The following is a 26,619-nucleotide window of genomic DNA, read 5'->3' as shown; positions in this document are numbered from 1 at the left end:
TTTATCAAGTTACGCTCAAGGCTTTGTCTTTTTCTGCGTGGATTGGTAGAGATTGCAGGTCGTAAAAGCTGAAAGAATTCACAATGAATAAAAAAAGCCCAAACTTAGTCTGGGCTTTTTGGTTTTTATAATGCTAACTCTTTCTTCTCTTCTGGAAAAACAAATTGAATCGGCTTAGTAATCTTCTCTTTCAGCAAAGCTATTTCCAAAACTTCATCTACATAATCTACATAATGAAATTTAACGTCTGAAATATACGAAGGTGTAATTTCTTCAACGTCTTTTCTGTTTTTGTAACAAAGAATAACTTCTTTAATACCTGCACGTTTGGCAGCTAAAATCTTTTCTTTGATACCGCCAACAGGTAATACTTTTCCACGTAAAGTCACTTCGCCTGTCATGGCTAAATGTGGTTTTACTTTGCGTTGGGTCAATGCTGACGCAATCGAAGTTGTCATCGTGATACCTGCCGATGGTCCATCCTTTGGCACTGCTCCTGCGGGTACGTGGATATGAAGATTGTAGTTATCAAAAATTCTATAATCAATCTCATAATCATCAGCATGAGCCCGTAAGTATGAAAGTGCCGCCATGGCAGATTCTTTCATGACATCACCTAACTGTCCAGAAAGTGTTACGCCACCTTTTCCACGATTAAGGATTGATTCAATGAATAATATATCGCCTCCAACGGGTGTCCAAGCCAAGCCTGTTACTACGCCCGCTGAATCGCTGGTTTCGTAGAGGTCTTGGTCATAAACTTCTTGCCCTAATAATTTAACAACTTCTTCTGGTCTGATGGTTTTCGGGTATTCCTCTTCCATTGCGATGGATTTGGTGATTTTCCGAATCAATTTGCCAACTACTTGCTCCAATTTACGTACTCCCGATTCTCTGGTATAACCTTCTACTAATTTTTGTAAGGCAGCGTCAGTCACAGTTAGAGCTTTATTATCCAAACCATGTTCTTGCTTTTGTTTTGGAACAAGGTGTTTTTTGGCAATTTGTACCTTTTCTTCCATGGTATAACCACTAATGTCGATGATTTCCATACGGTCACGGAGGGCAGGATGAATGCTATCTAATGAGTTGGCTGTGGCGATGAATAATATTTTAGAAAGGTCGTATTCAACCTCTAAATAATTATCCATAAATGCACTATTTTGCTCAGGGTCAAGGACTTCCAAAAGTGCCGACGAAGGGTCGCCACGGTGGTCTGCTCCAACTTTATCAATTTCATCTAAGATAAATACTGGGTTGGCAGAACCTGCTTTTTTGATGTTCTGAATGACTTTTCCCGGCATTGCTCCAATGTAAGTCTTACGGTGTCCTCTGATTTCAGATTCGTCGTGTAAACCTCCCAAAGCCATTCTTACGTATTTGCGTCCTAATGCTTTGGCAACTGATTTTCCAAGTGAGGTTTTACCAACACCAGGAGGGCCATAAAGACATAAAATTGGGGCTTTCATATTGCCCTTCATTTTTAAAACGGCTAAATATTCAATGATTCTTTCTTTAACTTTTTCAAGTCCAGAATGGTCTGAATCAAGGACTTTTTGAGCCTTTTTGAGGTCAAAATTATCTTTTGTGGTTTCGTTCCAAGGTAAATCGGTCAATAATTCAACATAATTCATCAACATCGGATATTCTGCCGACATGGAGTTGGTACGTTGTAATTTATTCAATTCTTTCTGGAAATGGTCGTTTACTTCTTTACTCCATTTTTTATTCGCTCCTTTTGCTCGAACTTTATCAAGTTCGGCTTCTGGATTATCAACGCCTAACTCTTCCTGCAATACTTTTATTTGCTGACGAAGGTAATAATCACGTTGTTGTTGGTCAATATCGCTGCTTGCTTTACTCTGAATTTCACGCTTGATTTCCAATAAATCAATGTCATTCATCATCAATTCTAATAAACGACGAGCTTGGTCGAGTCCATTCGGAATTTCTAATAATTGCTGTTTTTCAGAAACTTCTGCGTTAACATTGGCTGAAAGAAAATGAATCAAGAAGTTTGGAGATTCAATATTATCAAGGGCAATTTGTGCTTCACGAGGTATTTCTGGATTCAAGAATAAAATTCGAGAAGCCATTTCACGCAAAGATTGAATCAAAGCTTTGTTTTCTTTATTCAATTTTGCAGGAAGATTATCTTCAATATAAGCAACTTTGGCAATAAGATTTGGCTCTGTTTTAGTATATTCTTGTACCTCAAAACGCTTACGCCCTTGCACGATAATGGTTGTATTTCCACCCGGTAAAACAATCATTTTTAAGATATGTGCTACTGTGCCAACTTTATATAAATCTTCTCCTGTGGGTTCTTCTTTATTTGGATTTGCCTGTGCAATTACTCCCAAAGTGCGATTCCCCTTATATGCTTTTTTGACCAAACGAACCGATTTCTGTCTTCCAACGGTCACAGGAATGACCATGCCCGGAAATAAGGCAATATTACGAACAGGCAAAATGGGTAATTCATCTGAAAGTACCCCTAATTTTTCATCATCAATTTCCTCTCCTCCAAGCGGAATTAATTCAATGTTATCAAAATCAGTTATTTCGGCAAGTCTAAGATTATTCAAGAAATTTTTATCGTAACTCATATTGTTTTGAAAGTAATTAAATTGGTTGGTGAATAGCGTTTGAGGTATGGCTATTTATTTATTTAGTGGTTTTCTGTTATGATTATTTTGCAAAAAGCTTTATTTATGATTCTCAATATTTAAACTGAAATTTCTGCCACTATGACATAACATATAAAATTAATGTTAAAATTCCCAATCACAAAAGTGATTTATTAAATGGTCAAACCCTGTGCCATTTGACAAACTGACAGGGTTTGAATGTGCTGTAAGTATCAAGTTTCAAGACTAAATTCCAACTCTTACTCAGCACTTTTAAGAAAACAAATCAATAATATCGTTTTGAGATAATTTCTTCAAGAAACCGTCTTCAGTACTGATAATATCTTTGGCAATGTCTCGCTTTTTATCTTGAAGTAATAAAATTTTCTCCTCAATGGTATCCTTACAAATCATTCTGTAAGCAAAAACCTTTTTCTTTTGTCCAATACGGTGCGTTCTGTCAATGGCTTGTTGTTCCACTGCTGGGTTCCACCAAGGGTCAACCAAGTAAACATAATCGGCTTCAGTAAGGTTGATACCAACGCCACCCGCTTTCAAACTCATCAAGAAAACTCTACATTCTTCATCTTCTTGGAAGTGATTTACACGGTCGGCACGGTCGGTGGTTTTTCCGTCTAAATACTCAAATTTGATTTTATGTTTTTCTAAATGCCCTTTTATTAAATCTAACATTTTTAAGAACTGACTGAAAATCAATATTTTATGATTTCCTGCGTTCTCTTCAATTTCACGGATGATTTCGCCTAATTTCGCTGAAGTTTGGTCGTATTCTCCTTCTTCGTTCAATAAAGCTGGACTGTCGCAAATTTGACGAAGTTTTAAAAGTGCTTCCAAAATCAAGAAAGAAGATTTTTCCTTTCCATCGGTTGCCATTTTATCTACCAATTTTTGGCGATAAAGCTCTCTGAATGTATCATAAACTTTACGTTGTTTGGTGTCCATTTCGCAATAAATGATACTTTCTGTTTTGTCTGGTAAATCTTTGGCAACTTCTTCTTTAGTACGCTTCAACATAAAAGGATACACAATTTTTCTGAGTTGTGCTGCCTTCTCTTTATCTTGAAGTTTATCAATTGGCGTTGCAAATTCAGTTTTGAAGAATTCACCACTACCCAATAAACCTGGATTGATGAATTCCATTTGTGAAAACAAGTCGAAAGTATTGTTTTCAACGGGTGTTCCTGTCATCACCAAACGGTTTCTTGAGTTCAATAATTTGACCGCTTTAGAAATCAAAGAGTCTGGATTTTTAATAGCTTGCGACTCATCCAGAATAATATAGTTAAAATGGAATTCACGGAAAAGTTCAATATCTGAACGCACCATTCCATAGGTTGTCAAGATGATGTCGTACTCGCTCCAATGCTCATTTGCCTTTTGGCGTGTACCGCCACGATGCACATATAGTTTTAAATCTGGACAGAATTTTGCCGCTTCTGCTTGCCAGTTAAATATTAGTGTTGTAGGTAAAACCACTAAATTTACCGACTTCCCATTACGGTTTTGTTGCTCCTGAATGAACGTTAGCATCTGTAAGGTTTTGCCAAGCCCCATATCATCAGCAAGGATACCACCCCACGAAAATTCATCTAAGAAATTCAACCACTTAAAGCCTTCTACTTGATAATCACGTAGTTTTGCTTCAATGTTGTTTGGTAATGGTATTTCTGCCATCTCTTTGAAATTCAGAAGTTTACTCTTTTTTTCAAATAATTCCTGCTCAATTTCAAAGCTATCAATATCTTTACTTAATTCATCAATTAATGAGAAGTGAAGTTTAGAAACTTGTAATTCTTCTCCTTTTATACGACCAAATTTTAAGATATTTTCATATTTTTTCAACCATTCTTCGGGTAACATTCCTAAAGAACCATCTTTCAATTCAACATAATTTTGTTTCTTTAAAACCGCTTTTTGAATTTCTTTGATGCCCACCATTTGCTCTCCAAATTGAACTTCAATGTGCATATCAAACCAGTCAATTCCAGAGCCTGCTTTAATGTTAAATACAGCTTTATTAGGATTGTATTTGAATTTCTTTAATTCCTTAAATCCATAAATAGTTATATTTTGCTCTTTCATGGCTTCAAAAAATTTGAAGAGCCAACCATCTTTTAAAACATCATTGAAACTCAAGAAAAAGAAAGGATATTGCTCCTGACTATTGAATTCAATATTTTGTTCACGGATAATATCATAATAATATTTTTCCGCTTCCGCATTACGTTCCTGAATCATGATTTTTTCAGATTCGTAATTTATTTTATTTGTTTTATAGTCATGCGAAAACTCAATTGTTACTGGGTTTTCAACAATTTCTTCACCATCATTTTTGGTGTATTCATAAATAGGAATCAACATTAAATTTGATTCGTCTTCCTTTAAATATATTTTAGCTTCTTTGAAGTTAAGTGACTGTACTTCAATGGCTTGTGATACTTGTAAGTCAATCGTGAATTTCTCTGCAAGTGGTAAAACGAAGTCTTGGAAAAAACCCGAAAAGTTAGATTTTCTAACTTTTATCAGTCCATTTTTAGGTAAATAACTCAATAAATTGGCAACTTCTGGGTTTGCTAATTTATAAATTGTTTTTCCGAAAGAGCGTGTCCAATAACTTCCCGGATTTGTTAAAGAAGCCAATTTTACTTTTTTACCATGAAGTTTGGTATAGCCTTCTAAAACCACAAAATCTTCATCTTCTTTTAGGATAAAGAATGGTAAAATTTGCTCCGTAGAAATTTGTACTTCCTCAATGTCAGTTTGATTTGCAACGTAAGAAGTTGCACTTGTAAATACTTGTTTTTCAGACAATAAACGGAAGATTTTATTAAGCTTTTTGTTGATATATTCCTCAATAATTGGAGCATCATTTGCCGAAATTTCTTCTCTATTTAGGTAGTCATAAAAGAATGGAAGACGTAGTTCTTTCTTCTTTCCAAAATTCTTTAAACCATCATCTTTTATGCTATTTGCTAAGTTAATGATTTGATTATCAGAGTCTTCCATTTTTGGCAAACTCTCAACATCACTATCTTTTAATGAACGAATATAGGTCATTTTGCCATTACCCGCTGCTTTATATGAATAGGTATCAACCGCAACATCATTGACAAATTCTTCACCTTTGCATCTGATAACGTACAATAATTGGCGTTGTTCTCTTTGTCCTTCACTTGCACCGATACTAAAAATGGTTTCGGGCTTTCTGAAAATACTATTATTGACCGCTCTCCAGTTTTGATATTGGCTAATTTTTTGGATACTTGCATCCAGTTTTAATAATTGAAGGTCGCCATTGGCTTGCAATTTAAAATCAAAATTTCCCTTCAAATCATCATCCATCGTAAAGCCGTACTCTGCTAAAAGCTTATTTTTTTCGATAGTATAATCTCTCATTCTATCAAAAGGATTATTCGCACCGAAAGCGTCACGCACGGCAATAAATGCTGCCAATTTATGGATACAAGCCTGATTTTCAAGCTCTTGCGAGCATGAACAATGTGTGGATAATTCACTATTAAATTTTAATTGTGTGAATTTTACCTCGAAATCCTCTCCCTTATAATTTACATCTAAGATTGCTTCGCCGTTGAGAGCCGATAAAATTTGTACCTTTTTTACGTTAGCTCTGTTTTTCCAGTCATCTAAGGAAACCAAATTTTTCAGTGTCCAATCATCAAAAGAGCTTATGCGAATAATGTGCTGTGAAGTTGGATAAGTTTTTTTCTTGGGTGCAAAAATATTGGCATTGGTGGTGGTGTGTTTTATAATTTCATTTTCAAGAACCATTAAAGCCGCCACTCTGTGTTTGCAAATTCCGCCCCAATCATAATCACAACTGCAATTGGTACTTACAATGGGGGTGTTCCAATTCTTGGCATTTATGGTGTAAATTTTTGAGCTTGTGTCACTTTTAACTTTAAAAATGGCTTCACCTTTCTCTACATTTGAAAACTTCTCGACACTTACCTTTCCGTTTGCAAAAATTGTTTTTCCCTTTGAAACGCTTTGTGGAAGTGCATTTGACTTGAGGTATTTTTTTAATTTCTCTATAATAATTGAAGACATATCTAATGTGCTAAATTTTAAAAATCGCTAATCTGCAAAGGTACTGAATTTAGAGGGTAAAAAGGCAATGAAAGGAAAAAAGGTGCATTATTTTCTTGTTTGGAGGGTTTTTAGCTTAAAAATCAGGAAAATTTGCTATATTCAATTAGTAAACTACAACTTAGATAATAATGAATCATTTTTCTACATTTCCATTTGTTCGATATTGTATCGTGCTTATCTGTGGCATTTTGCTTTATCGTTTTTTGCCCCTTTTACCAATTTATTTTGTATTGGGTGCTTGGGTTTTTATCTCCTTTCTCTATGCTTTCTTATTTATTTTTAGACGAAAAATTAAGAATCAATTGCTTATAGGTTTTGTCGGAAGTCTATTTTTGATATTGTCTGCTTATGAAGTCTCTTTTCTGAACGATGAAATGAATTATCCACAACATTATACACATTGGTCGAAAGAAATTTCCCATTATGAAGTAATTGTGGATAACTTGGTCGAAGAAAAAGAAAATTCATGGAAATGTACTGGTGAGATTCGGTCGGTGATTGTGGATAATCGTATCTTATCCACATCTGGCAAAATTTTACTTTATTTTGACAATCACTCTGTGGAAAAACCTCGATATGGAGATATATTTTTTGTAAAAGGAAAGCCACAAGAAATAAGTTCGCCTAAAAATCCAGAAGAATTTGATTATCAGCAATATATGCGAAATCAAAATGTGGGTTATCAACAATATTTACGTTCGGAAAACATTGAAAAAGTTGGAAATAAACCGCCTGAGATTTTAATAAATTTTGCTTTGAGAATAAATGCTCGTGTAGATTCAATTCTCACGACCTTCGTTGAGGGCAAAAATCAGTATGGTGTTGCCAATGCCATGATTTTGGGACAGCGTGATGATTTATCAAACGACTTAATGCAGGCATATTCTGCTGCTGGAGCAATTCACGTACTTTCGGTTTCGGGTTTACACGTGGGCGTAATTTATGCAGTTTTGCTCTGGCTTTTAAAATCTTTAAAGAAAAAAGGAAAGACGGGAAAAATAATATTATTTTGGTTAATCTTTTCAATTTTATGGTCTTACGCTTTTATCACAGGTTTGTCTTCTCCCGTTTTGCGTTCTACCATTATGTTTTCTATTTTTCTATTTGCAGAAATTTATCAAAAAAATAAAGACGCCTACAATACCACCGCTTTTTCTGCTTTTTGTATTTTGCTTTATAATCCCAATTTTATATTTAATGTAGGTTTTCAATTATCGTATTTAGCAGTTTTTGGAATGATATTTTTTCAACCATTACTAAATCCTATTTTAGTAATTGATAAAAATAAAAATTGGATTTATAGAATTGCTGATAGAATTTGGAAAGTTACTACGGTAGCCGTTGCTGCTCAGATTGCTACACTTCCTGTGACGATTTATTATTTTCATCAATTTCCAAATTACTTTCTTTTTGCAAATCCCATCGTAATTTTATTGTCATCAATTGTATTAATGGCTGGTTTGGGCTTTGCAATTTTAGCTAATTTACTACTATTATTTGACTTAATATCAATTACGAATTTTTTAGGTCAATGTTTGAAATATACAATTTTGTTACTAAATGAAACTGTCCTTTGGTTTGAATATTTACCATTATCAGTCACTAAATTTTTATGGATTTCTACTTATGAAATGTGGTTAATGTATGCTTTGATTTTTAGCTTAATTGCTTTATGGAAAACCAGAAAATACGCTTGGGTGTGGATAAGTTGTGGATTTGTGGGTAACTTATTTTTTTTAAATTTTCACGAAAAATTACAAAGAAATCAGCAAGAGTTATGCACAATTTTATCAACACCTAAGCATTCTGCTATTACCTTTGTAAATGGTAAAAATGCTATCATATTGGCTAATAAAGGCTTTTTAGATAGTAGAAAAGAAATTGGTTTTCGGGTAAATAATTATTGGTCAAGTCTTGGGGTGAGAGATACTTTAAAACTTGATTTATTGGAAAATTACCATTCCAAAAACAATGTGGTCAATATTAGAAGTCAAGATTCTACCGCTGTGATTTCATGGAATAACAAAACCTTTCTTTGGATTGGTAAAAATCTGAAGCATAAAGATTTTGAAGCTAAAAACGTATCAGTTGACTATTTAATTTTAGCAAATAAATCGGTAAAAGACCTGAGCCAAATTATTGGTAAAGTACAATTTGAAAAATTGATAATTGATGCTTCTTATACTCGTTGGTATGCTGATAAATTGTCTAATCAGGCAGAAGAAATGGGATTGAAATATGTTGATTTAAGTAGGAGTGGAGCGTTGAAAATAAAGAATAATGAATAGGTTTTAGAGAATGGATAAGGGCGGATTAGAGAATACGAAAATTTAATTACTTTTATGCAACATTAATTTTTAGAGATTTGCTGTTCGCAAATCGCTTTTTCGCTTATTTATATTCAAAAACTATGGAAAATTCGTCAAGAAGAGAATTTTTAGAAAAATCAACCGCTGCTTTAGTGGCAGGAACTGTTATGACAACTTTAAGTAGCTCAGAGGCAGAAGCAAATACCGTAAAAGGGGAAGTTTTGCCATTTGTTCATCACGTTTTCTTTTGGCTCAAAAACCCAAAAAATAAGCAAGAACATGATAAATTATTGGCTGGCTTGAGAGCTTTGGGCAAAATTAAAGAAATTAAAATGGCTCATATTGGTTCGCCATCAATTAACGATTTTGATAAGCCTGTAACTGATGCTTCGTACTCGTTTTCGGTGCTTTTAATCTTTGGAAGTAAGTCGGACGAAGAGAAATATTTAGTACATCCCTTGCACAAGCAGTTTATCGAAGACCATAAAAATCTATGGTCGAAAGTGGTAGTTTATGATTCTGCGGTGATTTAGAGAAAATAGACCACTGATGTTACAGATTTAACGGATTTGCACAGAATTTTTAATTTTTATCCGTGTAAATCCGTTAAATCAGCGTCATCTGTGGTCAATTTTGTAGATTACATATTCTCAGAAAGCTCTAACCAACGCAATTCTTTTTCGTCTAATTCATTGGTAATTGCCTCAATTTCTTTTGCCCAATTTGCTAAATCTTCATACGAACCGCCACCGTTAAGTTGCTCAGTAAGTCCTTCCTTTTTAGCTTCTAATTGTTCAATAGCTTTTCCTAAATCGTCGTATTCTTTTTGTTCTTTGAACGACAATTTCTTTTTAACAGGTTGATTAACAGGTTCTTGTGTTTTACTAACCGTTGTGGAAAGATTATTAGCACTTGATTTTTTAATTTCCTCTGCCTGCGTAGCTCCTGCGGCAATTGCTTCTGGACTATCTGCCCAATCACGGTAATCTGTGTAGTTTCCTGGAAAGTCACGAATGACTCCGTTTCCTTCAAAAACAAAAAGGTGTTCAACTAATTTGTCCATGAAATAACGGTCGTGAGAAACCAACATCAAACAACCACCAAAAGCCATTAAAAAGTCTTCTAAGATGTTAAGTGTCTGAATATCAAGGTCGTTGGTTGGCTCATCGAGAATCAAAAAGTTAGGATTTTTGATAAGCACTTTCATTAATTGCAAACGTCTTTTTTCTCCACCTGATAGCTTTTCAACCATGCCATACTGCACTTTTGGGTCGAATTTGAAGTGGGTTAAAAACTGACTTGCAGAAATGGTTTCGCCTGTTCCAACGGTTACGACTTCAGCAATTTCTTTGATTACGTCAATTACTCTGTCCTCTGGTTTGAAGTCTAAATCTCCCTGCGTGTAATATCCGTAAACGACCGTTTCGCCCGTTGTTATTTTCCCCGAATCTGGTTTTAGATTTTGGGTAAGCATATTTAAAAACGTTGATTTTCCGATACCGTTTTTCCCGATAATTCCTACACGGTCGCCACGTTGGAAGATATATGAAAAGTGGTCAACAACTTTCTGTGTTCCGAAAGATTTACACAAATCATCAATTTCTAAAATCTTACTTCCCTGACGAGTCATTTTTACATTTAACTGTACTTTTGAGTCGTCTTTTGTTTGTGAAGCCTTCTCTTTTAACTCATGAAAAGCGTCAATACGGTACTGAGCCTTTGTTCCACGAGCTTTTGGTTGGCGACGCATCCATTCCAATTCGGTACGAAGTGTGTTTTTGGCTTTGTCGATACTGGCAGCCTCTGAAGCCTCTCTTTCGGCTTTTTTCTCCAAGAAATAACTGTAATTTCCTTTGTAGGTGTATATACTTCCGTTGTCTAATTCAACGATATTGTTGCAAACTCTGTCCAAGAAATATCTATCGTGCGTTACCAAAAGTAGCGTAATATTTTGGGCAGAAAGTGTTTGTTCAAGCCATTCGATGGTCTCCAAATCCAAGTGGTTGGTAGGCTCATCAAAAATCATGAAATCGGGTTCTTCAATCAAAACCTTCGCCATTGCCACACGCTTGCGTTGTCCACCCGAAAGTGCCGAAATTTTACGGTCAAAATCATGAATTCCCAATTTTCCGAGAATCTGTTTTACTCTACTTTCATAGTCCCAAGCTTGGTATTTATCCATCATTTCCAAAGCCTCCGACATTTGTTCCATATCTTCTGGGTGAAGTAATGATTTTTCGTAAGCCTTAATTGCTTGATTGGCAGGAGATTCGCCCGAAAAAAGCGTATCCATTACCGATAAGTTTTCGTCGAAAGCAGGATTTTGGAATAAATAACCCACCGAAATACCTTTGCGGATAGAAACCGTACCTTCGTCGGCAGGAATAATACCCGCTAAAATGTTCATTAAGGTAGTTTTACCCGTACCATTTTGCCCGACCAAAGCCACCTTGTCGCCTTTGAGGATACCAAAGTTGATTCCCTTAAACAACCAACGCTCGTTATAATTCTTAGAGATGTTCTCTGCTGATAAATAATTCATGGTGCAAAGGTAAGTCAAGGTTGTGAAAATCCGTAATTTTACAACATGAACAAAATTCAATACCAATATAAACCCGAAAACTTCAAACTTTCTGACCCCAACAAGTATCGTTTAGAAAACTTGCGGTCGGAGGAAATGATTTTGTCTTTAGGGCCTCAACACCCATCTACGCACGGAGTTTTACGAATGGAAGTGATTTCTGACGGGGAACTTGTGGTAGATGTTATCCCGCATTTGGGTTATTTACACCGTTGTTTCGAGAAGCACGCTGAGTCTTTGCCATTCAATCAAATTATTCCTTATGTGGATAGAATGGATTATTTGGCGGCGATGAACTCGGAACACGCTTACGTAATGGGCGTGGAAAAAATGTTGGATTTGACGGGCAAACTTCCTAAACGCCTTGAGTATATCCGTGTTTTGGTGGCAGAGTTGAACCGCTTGGCTTCTCATTTTGTGGCAATTGGTACGTATGGTTTGGACATTGGGGCGTACACAGCGTTTTTATGGATTATGCGTGACCGTGAGCATATTCAGCGTCTTTTAGAGTGGATTTGTGGGGCGAGAATGCTCTATAATTATATTTGGGTAGGTGGATTGTTTTACGATTTGCCCGTTGGTTTTGAGGAACGTTGTACCGAGTTTATCAATTACCTAAAACCTAAAATGGTAGAATTGCGTCAGTTAGTCATTGAGAATAAAATCTTTGTGCAACGGACGGCAAATGTAGGTGTTCTACCGATGGATTTAGCGATAAATTACGGTTGTACTGGGCCCGTTTTGAGGGGTTCGGGTTTGAAACTTGACCTTCGGAAAGTGGATGGGTATTCGGTTTATCCAGAAATGGATTTTGATATTCCTGTCGGGAAAGGTGAAATGGGAACGGTTGGCGATTGTTGGGATAGAAATTACGTGCGTGTGGAAGAATGTGACGAATCCATCAAAATTATTGAGCAATGCCTTATCCAACTGAAAAACGACCATAAACGTACCCAAGATTTTGAACCACAAGGATTAGTACCTAAGAAAATCCGCCCGCAAGCGATGGATTTTTATGCTCGTGCCGAAAATCCGAAAGGCGAATTAGGTTTCTTCTTCCGTACCGATGGACGCTCGGATATTCCTGTACGCTTAAAAGCTCGGGCGTGTTCGTTGCATAATTTGTCGATAATTCCAGAAATTAGTCGTGGAGCTATGTTAGCGGATTTAGTGGCGATTATTGGCTCAATGGATTTGGTGATGGGGGAAGTGGATAGATGATTTTTTGGTTATAATTTCCAAAGCGAATGGATATTATTTTATATTTGTTAAAAAAAGTAATGATGATAATGTCGGAAGAAAATATTAATTTTTTGGAAACACAAATCCCTGATTTAGCAGAATTGGCTTTTCAGCAGGCTTATTGGCATAATTTATCTTCGGGAAATACCGTAACAGTTTTAGAAGATGATAAAATTGTGGAGATTTCTCCAGATGGAAAAAAGAGAGTAATAAAAACCTTACCCAGACACGAAAAAAGAATTACCCAAAAACACTACATTATCAAGTAAATGAGTAATCAACCTCGTATGCGTATGTTTGCAGGGCCAAATGGTTCTGGAAAAAGCACCTTAAAATCTGTGATTGAACCTTATCTGTTAGGTTTCTACATCAATCCTGATGAAATTGAAAAAGAACTTCATGAAAAAGGATTTTATCATCTTGATTCACTTCCCTTTGAAATATTAATATCCGAAATTCTTGTATTTTTCCACAACTCTGGACTCTATCCTAAGTTAACTTTCAGTTTGACGATTGATAATTTCCAAATTGAAGGAAACAAATTGTTTTTCCTCAAAATACCCGTTAATTCTTACGTCAGTGCCATTTTTTCGGATTTCTTGAGACATAAATTCCTCGAAAATCAGATGAGTTTTACTTTTGAAACAGTGATGTCTTCTGCCGACAAAGTGGCTTTACTTGCCAAGGCTCAGGCATTGGGTTTCAGAACATATTTATATTATGTTTCGACAGAAGACCCTCAAATCAATATTGCTCGTGTTTCTAATCGTGTCAATTTAGGCGGACATAATGTACCACAAGACAAAATTTTCCAAAGATATTATCGGTCATTAGCGTTTCTTTTTGAGGCTATAAAATACAGTAATAGAGTCTATTTGTTTGATAACTCAGGAATTTCTAAAAGATTTATTGCTTCAATCGAAGACGGAAAAACCATTGATATTCAGACGGATACATTACCCGAATGGTTTGAGAAATATGTAATTGATAAAATTTAAACTAAACTCCTACATTATTACCCATGAAAAAAATCCTAATTCTTTGCCTACTATTTGCTCATTTTTCAACTTTTGCTTTTGATGATGGTTCTGATAAAATTATTAAAAAATACCTCAAATCCATTGGCGGAGCAAAAGAATGGGAAGCGATAAAAACAATTAAAACTACATGGCAAAAGGAAGATAAATATTTAGGCGAATCAATTACTACTATTTCTATCTTGCGTGGTAAAGGTTATAAAAGAGAGAAAATTTACGAGTTTTCAAATGAAGGAACGAAAACTTTTCAAGGAGGAACCCCTTCTGTTTATGCGTGGTATAATGATGAGACTGCATGGAGTGTAGCAAATTTTTCTGTACAAGTTGGAGATAAAAAAGCAGATTCAACTCTAAATTTAATCCAAAAACAGTTCGGTTTCAATCAATTTATAGATAAACGTAATGATAAACATTGGATTCAGTCTCTCAAATGGCAAACCCAAATGCCTTGGTGTTTTATTGATTATGAAACAAAAGGTTATAAAACTATCTACAAAGGAGATTCCAAAATTAGTGTTGATGACGTTTCGGAAATAGAAATGATTTCTCCAACAGGTGATACTGCTCAATATTTTTTCCATAAAAAGAATAATTTACTACTTAAATTAGCCTACAAAAAAAGAGAATTTGTGTATTCAAAGTACAAACAAGTGGAGAATGTCAAAGTCCCATTTGAAATAACAGAAATTTTGATTGATTCAAAATTAGGAGGTTCATATTCAGAATGGTACACTGTAAATCAAGTAAAATTCAATGAACTAATGGATGAAAAAATATTCTTGAAGCCCAAACAGTAATTCTTACAATAAAAAGCCATTTCAAATTTGATTTTGAAATGGCTTTATCATAATAAATAAACCGTTAGAAATATTATATTTGCTTTTGATAGTAAACAAATCGTAATATTGTTTGATTAAATTTTTACAAACCCTAAAAAATCGTAATTTTTCAAGGAATAATTATTTTTCTGCTTAAAAGTTACTTTTAGCGTCCTTTTATGGAACACAAAAACATGGACAAAGCCACCGCAGCGGGTCTGCTGGTAGCGATGGGAATTATCTACGGTGATATTGGTACTTCGCCGTTGTATGTAATGCAATCAATCATCGACAAAGAGGCGATTGATGAAAGAACAGTCTTAGGAGGATTATCTTGTATCTTCTGGACACTCACCCTGCAAACCACACTCAAGTATGTTATCTTGATTCTTCGAGCAGATAACCGAGGTGAAGGTGGAATTTTGGCTCTCTTTGCTTTAGTGCGTAGGCACGCAAAATGGCTAACAATTCCTGCCATTATTGGAGCATCGACTCTCTTGGCGGATGGTGTTATTACGCCTCCAATTTCTGTCGCTTCGGCAGTTGAGGGTCTTCTTAAAATCTATCCAGATTTACAAACTGTTCCCATTGTAATTGCCATTATTACGGGCTTGTTTATGTTCCAAATATTTGGAACAGGCGTTGTAGGACGTGCTTTCGGACCCGTTATGTTGATTTGGTTTTCGATGTTGGCAATTTTTGGAATTATCTGGATTGCTCAAGATTGGGCTATTTTAAGAGCATTGTCGCCAATTTATGGTTACGAATTATTAACAAATCCGCATGGAGGTGATGGTGGTTTCTGGATTTTGGGAGCAGTCTTCTTATGTACAACAGGAGCAGAAGCTCTTTATTCAGATTTAGGACACTGTGGGCGTGGCAATATTCGTGTGAGTTGGGTTTTTGTAAAAATCTGTCTTATCCTTCAATACTTCGGTCAAGGAGCTTGGTTATTGACTCAAAATGGACAATTATTGAACGGACGCAAACCAATCTTTGAATTAATGCCAGAATGGTTTTTGATTTGGGGAATTGCCATTGCTACGGCAGCAGCAGTTATTGCCAGTCAAGCCTTGATTTCAGGTTCGTTTACCTTAGTTTCTGAGGCAATTCGTTTGAACTTTTGGCCTAAAGTTCGTTTGCACTATCCATCAGACCAAAAAGGACAATTGTACGTTCCAAGTATGAATATCTTTTTGTGGTTAGGTTGTATTGGCGTTGTTTTATGGTTCAAAGAATCTGCCAATATGGAAGCTGCCTATGGTTTAGCAATTACCCTGACCATGTTGATGACTACTGCTTTGATGGCTTATTACTTACACATCAAGAAATTTGATATGTGGTGGGTTGTTGGTTTTATCATTGTTTATGTAGCTATCGAAGGAGCGTTTTTAGTAGCCAATCTTCGCAAATTTGTGCATGGAGGTTATGTTTCCTTATTTATTGCCGCAGCGATTATTGCTTTAATGGTGATTTGGTACAGAGCCAATATTATTAAAATGCGTTTGACTGAATACGTGAAAATGGCAGATTATATCGAACCTCTCCAAGAATTGAGTCAAGATATGAGTATTCCAAAATATGCAACGCACTTAGTTTTTATGTCGAATGCAGCTCGTATGGGAGATATTGAATCTAAAATCATTTATTCAATCTTCCAGAAAAGACCCAAAAGAGCAGATATTTATTGGTTTGTTCACGTAGATACAATGGATGACCCTTATACAATGGAATACAAAGTGAATGTTATCGAGTCTGATGATATTATCAAAGTGAATTTCAGATTAGGCTTTAAAGTTGAGCAAAAAATTAACCTTTATTTCCGCAAAGTGGTGGAAGATATGGTGAAAAAAGGTGAAGTTGATATTACCTCACGTTATGAGTCATTGAACAAGCAAAATGTTATTGGCGATTTCCGTTTTGTTGTATTAGAACGCTTCCTTTCATTTGAAAACCAACTTTCACTTTTTGAAGGAATCATCATGAAAGCGTATTTCTTCATCAAAGACTTTACGCCGTCAGAAGATAAATGGTTTGGACTTGATACTTCAGCCGTAAAAGTTGAAAAAGTACCGTTAATTATTCGTCCTGTTGAAAATGTACATTTGAAACGGATTGACTAAAATATTCATACAAAAAAGCCGTTTGGAAATTCCAAACGGCTTTTTTGTGCCTTATAAAATAGGATTATTCTTGTAAAATCTACTTCAATTTTTGGAAGTATCATTTTAAATTTTTATATTTAATATTCGGAAAATCTGAAAAAGTGAAAAAAAATAGCTTTTGATTAATCCTTACCTCTTTAATTTTACCAGCATTAACTACCTCTTTTAGCTTTTAATATGAAGGTCTCCACTTCGCAACCATTCCAAATAATTTATTCCATACTTAACCATGAGTATCTTGGTTATCTTTTTGAAGCATTTGTCATTCAATTAGACTCAAAAGGTGAATTAACCTTATTGAATCAGAATGTGTCTATCAAAAACATAAAAGAATTTAGTCATGGTTTAGATGACAGCGATTTACAGATTGTTAAACTGATTGATTCTCTTCAACCAGAGAATGTCTATAAAAAATACGTTGGCACCAAAAAACGTACAGTAACAGATTTTTACCTTAAAGTTTACGACACACAAAAAGGCGAGAAACCCATTCAAGAATTAATTGCGGGTTATGTTGAAAAAGTAAAAGCAGAAATGTTGCCTTTACTTTTGGGCAAGCAATTGTTTATTATGGGTGGCGACGGAAATCCGATTTGGCAAAAAATTGAGGTTCTTCCCGAAAAAGCAACCGTTCTCTTTCATTTTATGCGAAATGAGGATAATACGCACTATTTTCCAAGAATAAAATATCAAGGTGAAAAGGTAGAATTTCAATACAAAAATGCCTTTATCGTTTGCGATGAACCTGCTTGGATGATTCTTGAAAATAAACTTTATCATTTTGCAAAAGACGTTGATGGCAAAAAACTTCGTCCGTTTTTACACAAGAAATTTATCGTTATTCCCAAAACTATTGAGGAAGATTATTACCGAAAATTCGTAACGTCGATTATTACTATGTTTGACGTTTATGCTAAAGGTTTTGAAATTCGTTCGGAAGCATATTCTTGTGTACCGATGTTGAATTTATCAGAGCATAAGCGTTTGCAAACCACTCTATTTGATTCGACAGATACAGATAATTCTTATGACGATGAAGATTCAGAAGTTACTTTAGGACTTTCTTTTCAATATGGAAAATACTCGTTCCGCTTTGACAGTTTTTCAGCTTCTGCCAATGTGAGCATGGAAAAACAGGGTGACGATTACGTTTTTCATAAAGTACGAAGAGACTTAAAAAAGGAAAAAGCTAATTTGTCAATTTTGAAAGATTTGGGGCTGGATTTGAAAAATGGCAAAACCATTTTATCCAAAAGTGAAGCCTTTATGTGGTTACAAAAAAACTACGAAAATCTGACGGATGCGGGTTTTGAAATCTCTCAAAATGTGCAAGATGATGGCAAGAAATACTTTTTAGGATATTCAAAAATTGAGGTAAATATCGTTGAAGGAAATGACTGGTTTGATATTCATGCAAAGGTACTTTTTGGTGATTATGAGATTCCATTTTTGAAACTTCGTAACCTGATTTTACAAAAGAAAAGAGAGTTTGCCTTGCCAAATGGTGAAATTGCGGTTATTCCAGAAATTTGGTTTTCTCAATATTCTGAATTGTTTGCTTTTATTGAGCAAGACACTGAAAGTGAGCGTTTTATTCTTAAAAAATATCACATTTCCTTAGTTCAAGATTTACAAAATGAATCTTTAGCTACGGCAGTTTTGAGTAGAAAATTAGAAAAACTTCGTGATTTTGAAGAAATACAAACCTATCAATTACCAAAAGATTTTAATGGAGAACTTCGTCCTTATCAAAAAGCTGGTTACGATTGGATGCGGTTCTTAAATGATTACCATTTTGGCGGTTGTCTTGCCGATGATATGGGACTTGGAAAAACAGTACAAACACTTACTTTATTGCAGTCGCAGAAAGAGCAAGGAATTCAACTGCCAAGTTTGTTAATTATGCCAACTTCTCTGATTTATAATTGGGAGAAAGAAGCACAGAAATTCACGCCAAATCTCCGAATCCTCACTTACACAGGTACATATCGAGATAAAAATATTGAGCAATTTGATAATTATGACGTCATTCTGACTTCTTATGGAATTGTCAGAATTGATATTGATTTAATCAAAAATCACCGTTTCAATTATGTGATTTTAGATGAATCTCAGGCAATCAAAAATCCGTCTTCTTACATTACAAAGGCGGTAATGCAACTCAATACTCGGCATCGTTTGGTGCTTACGGGTACGCCTTTGGAAAATAGTACGATGGATTTATGGTCGCAGATGACATTTATCAATCCCGGACTTTTAGGAACGCAACATTTTTTTAGAAATGAGTTTCAGATTCCGATTGAAAAAAAGGCAGACGAAGTAAAACTCAGACGCCTGTATTCTATCATTAAACCATTTATGTTGAGAAGACATAAGTCGCAAGTAGCCACCGAATTGCCCCCTAAAATTGAGGCAGTTCACTATGCTCAAATGACGGAATTACAGGAAAAAGAATACGAAGAGACGAAATCTTATTACAGAAATCTAATTCTTCAACATATTGAAAATGAGGGAATTGCTAAGTCTCAAATGGTGGTTTTGCAGGGTCTGACAAAATTGCGTCAATTAGCCAATCACCCACGTATGACCGATGTGGATTACGACGGAGATTCTGGTAAATTAGATGATGTTTTGCAGAAATTAGAAACCATTTTAGAAGGAAAACATAAGGTTTTGATTTTTAGTCAATTTGTAAAACATCTCGACCTTTTCAGAGAACATTTAGATAAGCAAAATTTGCCTTATGCGTATCTTGACGGAAGCACGCAAGACCGACAATCACAGGTAGAATTGTTTCAGAATGACGAAAAAGTAAAGATTTTCCTGATTTCCTTAAAAGCTGGAGGTTTGGGGCTAAATCTTACCGCCGCCGACTATGTCTTTATTTTAGACCCTTGGTGGAACCCAGCCATTGAAGCCCAAGCCGTTGATAGAGCCCACAGAATTGGACAACAAAATACGGTGTTTACCTACAAATTCATTACAAAAAATACAGTAGAAGAAAAGATTTTGGCATTACAACAAAGCAAAAAACGCCTTGCCAATGACTTAATAACTACGGAAGAAAGTTTTGTGAAATCTTTATCAAAAGATGATGTTTTGGCGTTATTGGAATAAAACCGATTGGTAAATTCTACATTCTGTTGCAACTTTTGGGCTAAATTTGGCATCTTTAGAATGTCATAAAATTGATGAATTTCTCTAAGCTATCAAGCTAAATACCTTATAAATAAAACGTTTCATGCTCTTAAAAAACGCCAAAATATTAGCCGTTGATGATGACCAAGACGTGCTTGTAGCAGTAAAAATGTTACTTCGCCCAGAGGTTAAGGAAATTGTTACGGAGAAAAATCCCGAAAAACTACTTTCTCTTTTAGCTCAAAATCAATTTGACCTTATTTTGCTGGATATGAACTATAAAAGCTCATTGAATACAGGAAATGAAGGGATTTTTTGGCTTCGTAAAATCAGAGAAGTGAATAAAAATGTGGCTGTAATCATGATTACGGCTTATGGTGATATTGATTTGGCGGTGCGTTCGGTGAAAGAAGGTGCAAATGATTTTGTTCTGAAGCCTTGGCGAAATGAAAAGCTATTGGTTACCTTGGAGGACATTCTCGAAAAAGTAAATGATGGTAAGCCTAAATCGACTAAAAGTAAATCGCAAAATGCAGAAGGACTTCAACTCTTGGGAGAGTCTGAAGCAATGCAAGATGTGCTTTATAAAATTGATAAAATTGCCCCAACCGATGCTAATATCTTGATTTTGGGTGAAAATGGAACTGGAAAAAGTGAAGTTGCTAAATTGATTCACCAAAAATCACAAAGAAATCAAAACCCTTTTGTTCACGCTGATTTGGGTTCTTTGACCGAAAGTCTTTTTGAATCTGAATTATTTGGACATAAAAAAGGAGCTTTTACTGATGCCCGGGAGGACCGTGCAGGACGATTTGAGGCTGCCAATAACGGAACCTTATTTTTAGATGAAATTGGTAATATCTCGTTACCGCAACAAGCCAAATTGTTGACTATTCTCCAAAATCGAGAAGTAATTCGTTTGGGTACAAATACGCCAATTCCTATTGATATTCGTTTGATTTCTGCTACTAATGCTCCAATTAAGGAAATGGCTTTGCAAAATCAGTATCGGAAAGATTTAATTTACCGACTGAATACCATTGAAATCACGCTTCCGCCTTTGCGTATGCGTGCTGATGATGTGCTTGTTTTAGCCAATTATTTTATGAAAACCTATGCCGAAAAATACCGCAAAACACTCTTCGGTATTGATGAAAAAGCGAAAGATAAATTACGGAAATATGCTTTTCCGGGAAATATCAGAGAATTACAACATAGTATTGAAAGAGCCGTGATTATGTCTGATAATCAAGAGATTAGTGCCAGAGATTTAGATTTGAATTCTTCTATTGAAGCTCCTGTGGCAACTGTTTCTGAAACGGGTACTTTACGCATTGATGAACTCGAAAAATCGACAATTTTAAAAGCAATTGAACGTCATGATGGCAATATTACCAAAGCTGCTCGTGAATTGGGTTTGACTCGCACTGCGTTGTACAGACGTTTGGGCAAGTATGACATTTAGAAATTATGCTAAGATTCAATCGCTATGAAATCAGTCTGACCATTCGGGTTGTTTTGTTGCTTGCCAGCATCACGGTAGCCGCTTTTTGTATTGTGATGGCTAAATATTCATTGTTGGTATTTGCCATATTACTGCTTGTTTTCCAAATATTTAACTTCGTACAATTCATTAATAAAACCAATATCGAACTTTCACAATTTATTGAGGCGGTTCGGTATCGAGATTTTTCTTTACAATTTACCGAGAAAAACGCTCCTGTTTCTGTTCGACAACTTCGTCGTGCTTTTAACCAAATCAATTCTACTTTCAAGCAATTATCTTCCGAAAGAGAAGAGCAATATCAGTATCTCCAAAAAATCTTAGAATTGGTTGATACGGGTATTCTTTCGTATAACCAAGAAGGTGAAGTTGGTTGGATAAATGAGTCGTTCAAACGCATGATGAATGTGCCGTATTTGCGGAATATTTCTTCCTTAGAAAAACGTGATGTAGTTGTTTATCAGGTAATTATGAATCTTGAAAATGGTGATAGCCAATTGGTGAAGATTAATCAAAAACAAGTTTTATTAGCAAAAACCACTTTTTTAAATGAAGATGTTGAAACCAATTTAATTGCTTTTCAGAACGTCAATGAAGCCATTGAAGACACCGAAGCTCAGGCTTACCAAAAACTCTTGCGAGTAATGACGCATGAGATTATGAATTCTGTTGCTCCGATTGCCTCATTAGCAGAAACAATTGAGAAAACTTTGCACCATAATGGTCAAGCTAATGAAAAATTGAATACTGAAAATGCACAATTTGATGATATTGTTTTAGGAATTTCCACGATTCGCAAACGTAGTGAAAACCTACTGAAATTTGCAGATACGTATCGTCAATTGGCTAAAGTTTCGATAACTTCTTTCTCAGATTTTTTTGTACATGACCTTTTTGAAGGCGTAGAAATTCTTTTAGAAAATCAAATTGAACAGAAAAATATTGAATTTGATGTCGTAATTAAAGACTTTGAATTGACTATTGAAGGGGATATGGTTTTGGTGGAACAAATGCTTATTAATTTGATTATCAATGCAATAGATGCCGTAAAAAATCAAGAAAATCCTAAGATTATACTTTCAACTTATCGAGGACAAGACGAACGACCCGTTATTGAAGTGCGTGATAATGGCATAGGTATGTCGCCTGATTTGATGGATAAAATCTTTGTGCCTTTCTTTACCTCTAAGCCAAACGGTTCAGGTATTGGCTTGAGTTTGTCGAAGCAAATTATGACACTTCATAAAGGAACAATTTCGGTTCATTCAATAGAAGGAGAGGGAACGATTTTTAGATTGGGGTTTTAAAAATATTCTGATAATTGAATTTGATATATTTAGTAGGGACGAATAGCATTCGCCCGTGGTTCTGGAGCTGGACGAATGCTATTCGTCCCTACTAAATATCAATCTTATCCCTTTACTTCGCACTTTCCAAAACCTTCAATCCATTTAAAGCATCTGCATAATTTGGATTAATTTTTAAACTTGCTTTAACGTCTGCCAATGCCCCAGTTTTATCATTGAAAAGTTTAAGCCGAGCCACGCCACGATTAAAATAATGAATAGCATCTTTACTGCCTTCTTTGTCAATGGCAATATTCAAATTATTAAAGGCTTCTGCTGCTTTGCCCACGTTCAATTGTGCCGTACCTAAACCGCCAAAAACAGAAGCTCTATCTTCTTTTTTCATGGTCATCACACTTGCTTTTTCTAAATCGGGAAGTGCTTTTTCGGGTTGTTGAGTTTTTAAATATTGAAACCCTCGATTCATGTAATGTACACCTACTTTAGGCTCTTTTTTGATAGAAGAAGTATAATATTCAATGGCTTTTGGGTAATCTCCTTTCAAAGAATAAGCCGTTGCAATATTTGCCCAAACATCAATCAATTGCGTAGAATCGGTATTTTCGAGGCATTTTAGATATTCGCTAATACATAAATCGTAGTTGTTTTCTTTCTCGCCAGAATATTTTGCAATGTTATAATGAGCTCTATCATCGGCAGGCAATAAATCTACTCTTTGGGTCATTAAAGTTCTGGTATTTTCCCAAACCTTAACTTGATTTCGAGTTTTTATCACAAAGAAAAGCATAAATCCTATTAGAATGGCTAACAATCCATATTTCTGAGAATTACCCTTTTCAAAAATATCTGCCAGAAAATAAAACACCATAAATGCCAATCCGATGTACGGCAAATAGGTATAACGGTCTGCCATAATTGCTCCACCAACCAATAAAATTTGTGATACTAAAAAGAAAGTAATTCCGAAGAAGGCAATTCCGAAAAATATCGCTTTTGATTTCTTAAAACCATAAACAAATGCACCCAAAACAAATAAGGTAAAGACAAACCCAAACGGAAAATTATAAGGAAGTGGTCCTTGTTTCCACAATGTTACAGGATAAAATGACGATAAACTGTACGGAAAAAAGAATTTTACCCAATATTGCGACAAACCATAAGCTGAATATTTAATCCCGTTCCATAAATTATGCTGAGTGTTTACGGCAACATAATTTCCATTGTCAAGACTTTTGATTAATCCATAAAAATTATCGCCCGCTTGTATGCTTGAGGCAATTACCCCGAAAAGTAAAGAAATCAAGAAAAACGGAATTTTTTCGATGATGGTTTTTGTGTCAAATTTGCGGTCGTTCCAATAATCTAAAAGCAACAATACAACAGGGAAAACCACCGCTTGTCCTTTCGATAAACATGAAAGAATGAATAATAAAAAGCTATAAGTCAGGTATTTTTTTGTTTGAGGATTGTGCAAATATTTCAAATAATTGATACAGCCCAAAAGGAAAAATAAGCTATAAAGCACGTCTTTCCGTTCAGAAACCCAAATGACAGATTCTACTTTTAGAGGATGAATAGCAAAAACCAAAGCCGTAAAAAACGCCACAAAAAGCGGTTTCCCCGTAATTGGAATATTTTCTTCATCTTTATTTTTAAGCAACAAAAGCACAAACCAAAAGACCAATAAGGCATTTAATAAGTGAATAAGAGTATTTGTAACGATGAATGGACGAGCGTTATCAGTTCCAAAAATATCCGAATTTAACATTAAAGACGTGATTGTCAGCGGATGATAGTTGAGAGCAACGTGGGTTGTCCAAGCCTTTCCCCAATTGCCGTTAGGCTTCTGCACAATTGTATTTTCGGTTACATAAGCACCGTCATCCCAAGAGACAAAGTTATTATTGAAACCGCCTGAGAAAGCAATGAAAACGGCAATTACCAATACGCCAATACAAGTCCAAAACCAAATTTTAGGATTTTGTGTTTTTGCTTCATGATGTTGATTATCAAGATTTTTAGATTTTGGCGTTGGTGGTTGGGGAGCCTTGTTTTTCTTCGACATATTAGGTTGATATTATGGGTTTTATAAGCAGGAATGTTTCAAAAATTATTCCAAATTAAGATAAAAGAATAGCTAAAGAAAATATTACATAATATATGAAGCTCATAATCAGTTAATTTTGTAGAAATACATATTAATTCAATGAATGCAAAAACACTTAGAATATTCGTAGCCTTGTCGGTCTTGTTATTGGGGAGCGTTGTGGTGGTTCAATATTTTTGGTTTAAACAGGCTTATAACCTCGAAGACCGTGATTTTGACCAACGAGTTACCACTGCTTTGAGGGTGGTTAGTAAACGATTGTTGGAATTTAATAAAAATCCTAATAGCCAATTATTGAAACCTGTCGAGCGAGTTACTTCCAATTATTACACGGTACAAGTAAACGATACTATCAATAATCTTATTTTAGAGGAATTTATCAAGCAAGAATTTGCTCAGGCTGATATTCGCTTGAATTTTGAATATGGAATTTATGACTGTTCAAAAGATAGAATTAGGTATGCTTCTTTTGTTTGTTTTTCTGAAAATTGCGACCGTTCTGATTCAACGGCTAATTATCATTTTCCTGCTTTAGATATTCATAATTATTATTTTGGGGTTCATTTTCCTGATAAAAAACGTTTCCTTTTGGGCGATTTGAATAATTGGTTTGTATCGTCGGCAATTCTTTTGGTGGTGATGGCATTTTTCGTGTATTCATTGATGTTGATTTTTAAGCAAAAACGCCTTTCTGAAATTCAGAATGATTTTATCAACAACATGACGCATGAATTTAAAACGCCAATTTCTACGATTTCTATTTCGAGTGAGGTTTTAATGAAGCCTGAAATTGTAAACACGCCCGAAAGATTATTGAGTTATGCGGCAATTATTAGAAAAGAAGCTGCCCGCCTCAAAAAGAATGTAGATACCGTTTTGCAGACTGCTAATATTGCTCAGAAAATAGATAAACTCAATTTTGAAGAAGTTGATGTTCATGAACTTTTGGAAGATTTAGCCATAAGTTGCGAGCCATTATTTAAGGAAAAAAATGGAGAATTGTCTATCAAGTTAAATGCGACAAATGCTTTGATAAAAGCCGACCGCCTACATTTTACTAACATCATTCATAATTTGATTGATAATGGAATGAAATATTGTGAGAGAATCCCGATGATTGAAATTTCGACAGAAAATATAGGTAATGATTTGATTGTCAGTATAAAAGATAATGGAATTGGCATTGCCGACCGTGACCAAAAGCAAGTTTTTAATAAATTCTTCCGTGTGCATACGGGCGACGTACACGATGTAAAAGGCTTCGGATTAGGTTTATATTATGTGAAAGAAATGGTGGAAGGACACAAAGGAAAAATTGAACTCAAAAGTAAAGTAGGAGAGGGAAGCGAGTTTAAATTGATTGTGCCTGTTGTGGCGTGAAAAATGGTACACGGATTGAACAGATTAGACACGGATTTTAAATTTTACATATTAGACCTCTTGCAAAAGTCCTTTAAGGTGAAAGTAAGCACTTTTTGGGCTACAAATTAGGTAAATTTTTCAACCGTAGCTCTGCTATGCTTTCAAAATTTACCTAATTTTCGCTCAAAAAATCACTATTTTTCAATCATACAGGACTTTCGCAAGAAGTCTATTATTTCAATCCGTGTCTAATCCGTTTAATCTGTGTACCATAATCATAATACAAGT

General features: G+C 35.1%; 15 protein-coding genes. 11 read left to right on the top strand and 4 right to left on the bottom strand.

Annotated elements, in window-relative coordinates; all coding sequences use genetic code 11:
* Window positions 1-125: 125 nt before the first annotated feature.
* Both lon and LV89_RS03065 read right to left on the bottom strand, forming a co-directional pair.
* Window positions 126-2,609, bottom strand: a complete 2,484-nt coding sequence (lon, locus tag LV89_RS03070) for an endopeptidase La (protein WP_109741384.1) — start codon at window positions 2,607-2,609, stop codon at window positions 126-128.
* Window positions 2,610-2,903: 294 nt separating this feature from the next.
* A complete protein-coding gene (locus tag LV89_RS03065) occupies window positions 2,904-6,719 on the bottom strand; it encodes an SNF2-related protein (protein ID WP_109741383.1) in 3,816 nt (1,271 codons plus the stop codon).
* A gap of 170 nt (window positions 6,720-6,889) precedes the next feature.
* Here LV89_RS03065 and LV89_RS03060 point away from each other — a divergent pair, with 170 nt between their 5' ends.
* Together LV89_RS03060 and LV89_RS03055 are read left to right on the top strand one after the other, a co-directional pair.
* Window positions 6,890-9,049, top strand: a complete 2,160-nt coding sequence (locus LV89_RS03060) for a ComEC/Rec2 family competence protein (RefSeq protein WP_109741382.1) — start codon at window positions 6,890-6,892, stop codon at window positions 9,047-9,049.
* 122 nt (window positions 9,050-9,171) lie between these two features.
* On the top strand, window positions 9,172-9,603 hold the full coding sequence (locus LV89_RS03055; protein WP_109741381.1) for a Dabb family protein: 432 nt from the start codon (window positions 9,172-9,174) through the stop codon (window positions 9,601-9,603).
* Window positions 9,604-9,710: 107 nt separating this feature from the next.
* Here the strand turns inward: LV89_RS03055 and LV89_RS03050 are convergent, their stop codons facing one another.
* Window positions 9,711-11,612: an ABC-F family ATP-binding cassette domain-containing protein gene (locus LV89_RS03050; protein ID WP_109741380.1), complete on the bottom strand. Its 1,902-nt coding sequence runs from the start codon at window positions 11,610-11,612 to the stop codon at window positions 9,711-9,713.
* 45 nt (window positions 11,613-11,657) lie between these two features.
* Here LV89_RS03050 and LV89_RS03045 point away from each other — a divergent pair, with 45 nt between their 5' ends.
* The 8 genes from LV89_RS03045 to LV89_RS03010 all read left to right on the top strand — a co-directional run bounded on the left by LV89_RS03045 (window position 11,658) and on the right by LV89_RS03010 (window position 22,862).
* On the top strand, window positions 11,658-12,872 hold the full coding sequence (locus LV89_RS03045; RefSeq protein WP_109741379.1) for an NADH-quinone oxidoreductase subunit D: 1,215 nt from the start codon (window positions 11,658-11,660) through the stop codon (window positions 12,870-12,872).
* A 26-nt stretch (window positions 12,873-12,898) separates the two neighbouring features.
* Window positions 12,899-13,162, top strand: a complete 264-nt coding sequence (locus LV89_RS03040) for a hypothetical protein (protein ID WP_211321135.1) — start codon at window positions 12,899-12,901, stop codon at window positions 13,160-13,162.
* Window positions 13,163-13,891, top strand: a complete 729-nt coding sequence (locus tag LV89_RS03035; RefSeq protein ID WP_109741378.1) for an ATPase — start codon at window positions 13,163-13,165, stop codon at window positions 13,889-13,891.
* A gap of 23 nt (window positions 13,892-13,914) precedes the next feature.
* Entirely contained in the window at window positions 13,915-14,727 is an 813-nt protein-coding gene (locus LV89_RS03030; protein WP_109741377.1) for a hypothetical protein, read from the top strand.
* A gap of 215 nt (window positions 14,728-14,942) precedes the next feature.
* The gene (locus LV89_RS03025; RefSeq protein WP_374755129.1) at window positions 14,943-16,871 is read left to right on the top strand and encodes a KUP/HAK/KT family potassium transporter; all 1,929 of its coding nucleotides are present in this window, start codon (window positions 14,943-14,945) and stop codon (window positions 16,869-16,871) included.
* A 219-nt stretch (window positions 16,872-17,090) separates the two neighbouring features.
* Window positions 17,091-20,030: a DEAD/DEAH box helicase gene (locus tag LV89_RS03020; RefSeq protein ID WP_109741375.1), complete on the top strand. Its 2,940-nt coding sequence runs from the start codon at window positions 17,091-17,093 to the stop codon at window positions 20,028-20,030.
* A gap of 124 nt (window positions 20,031-20,154) precedes the next feature.
* Window positions 20,155-21,516: a sigma-54-dependent transcriptional regulator gene (locus tag LV89_RS03015; RefSeq protein ID WP_109741374.1), complete on the top strand. Its 1,362-nt coding sequence runs from the start codon at window positions 20,155-20,157 to the stop codon at window positions 21,514-21,516.
* Between the two features lie 5 nt (window positions 21,517-21,521).
* Complete coding sequence (locus LV89_RS03010; protein WP_211321134.1) at window positions 21,522-22,862, top strand: sensor histidine kinase; 1,341 nt, start codon at window positions 21,522-21,524, stop codon at window positions 22,860-22,862.
* Between the two features lie 112 nt (window positions 22,863-22,974).
* Here the strand turns inward: LV89_RS03010 and LV89_RS03005 are convergent, their stop codons facing one another.
* On the bottom strand, window positions 22,975-24,927 hold the full coding sequence (locus LV89_RS03005; protein WP_109741373.1) for a tetratricopeptide repeat protein: 1,953 nt from the start codon (window positions 24,925-24,927) through the stop codon (window positions 22,975-22,977).
* Between the two features lie 141 nt (window positions 24,928-25,068).
* Between LV89_RS03005 and LV89_RS03000 the strand changes: the two genes are divergently transcribed.
* On the top strand, window positions 25,069-26,349 hold the full coding sequence (locus LV89_RS03000) for a sensor histidine kinase (RefSeq protein ID WP_109741372.1): 1,281 nt from the start codon (window positions 25,069-25,071) through the stop codon (window positions 26,347-26,349).
* Window positions 26,350-26,619: the final 270 nt, after the last annotated feature.

This window comes from Arcicella aurantiaca (assembly GCF_003148625.1).
Taxonomy (GTDB): domain Bacteria; phylum Bacteroidota; class Bacteroidia; order Cytophagales; family Spirosomataceae; genus Arcicella; species Arcicella aurantiaca.
Note: the sequence above shows the minus strand (reverse complement) of the source record. Positions and strands in the feature narration are given on the sequence as shown.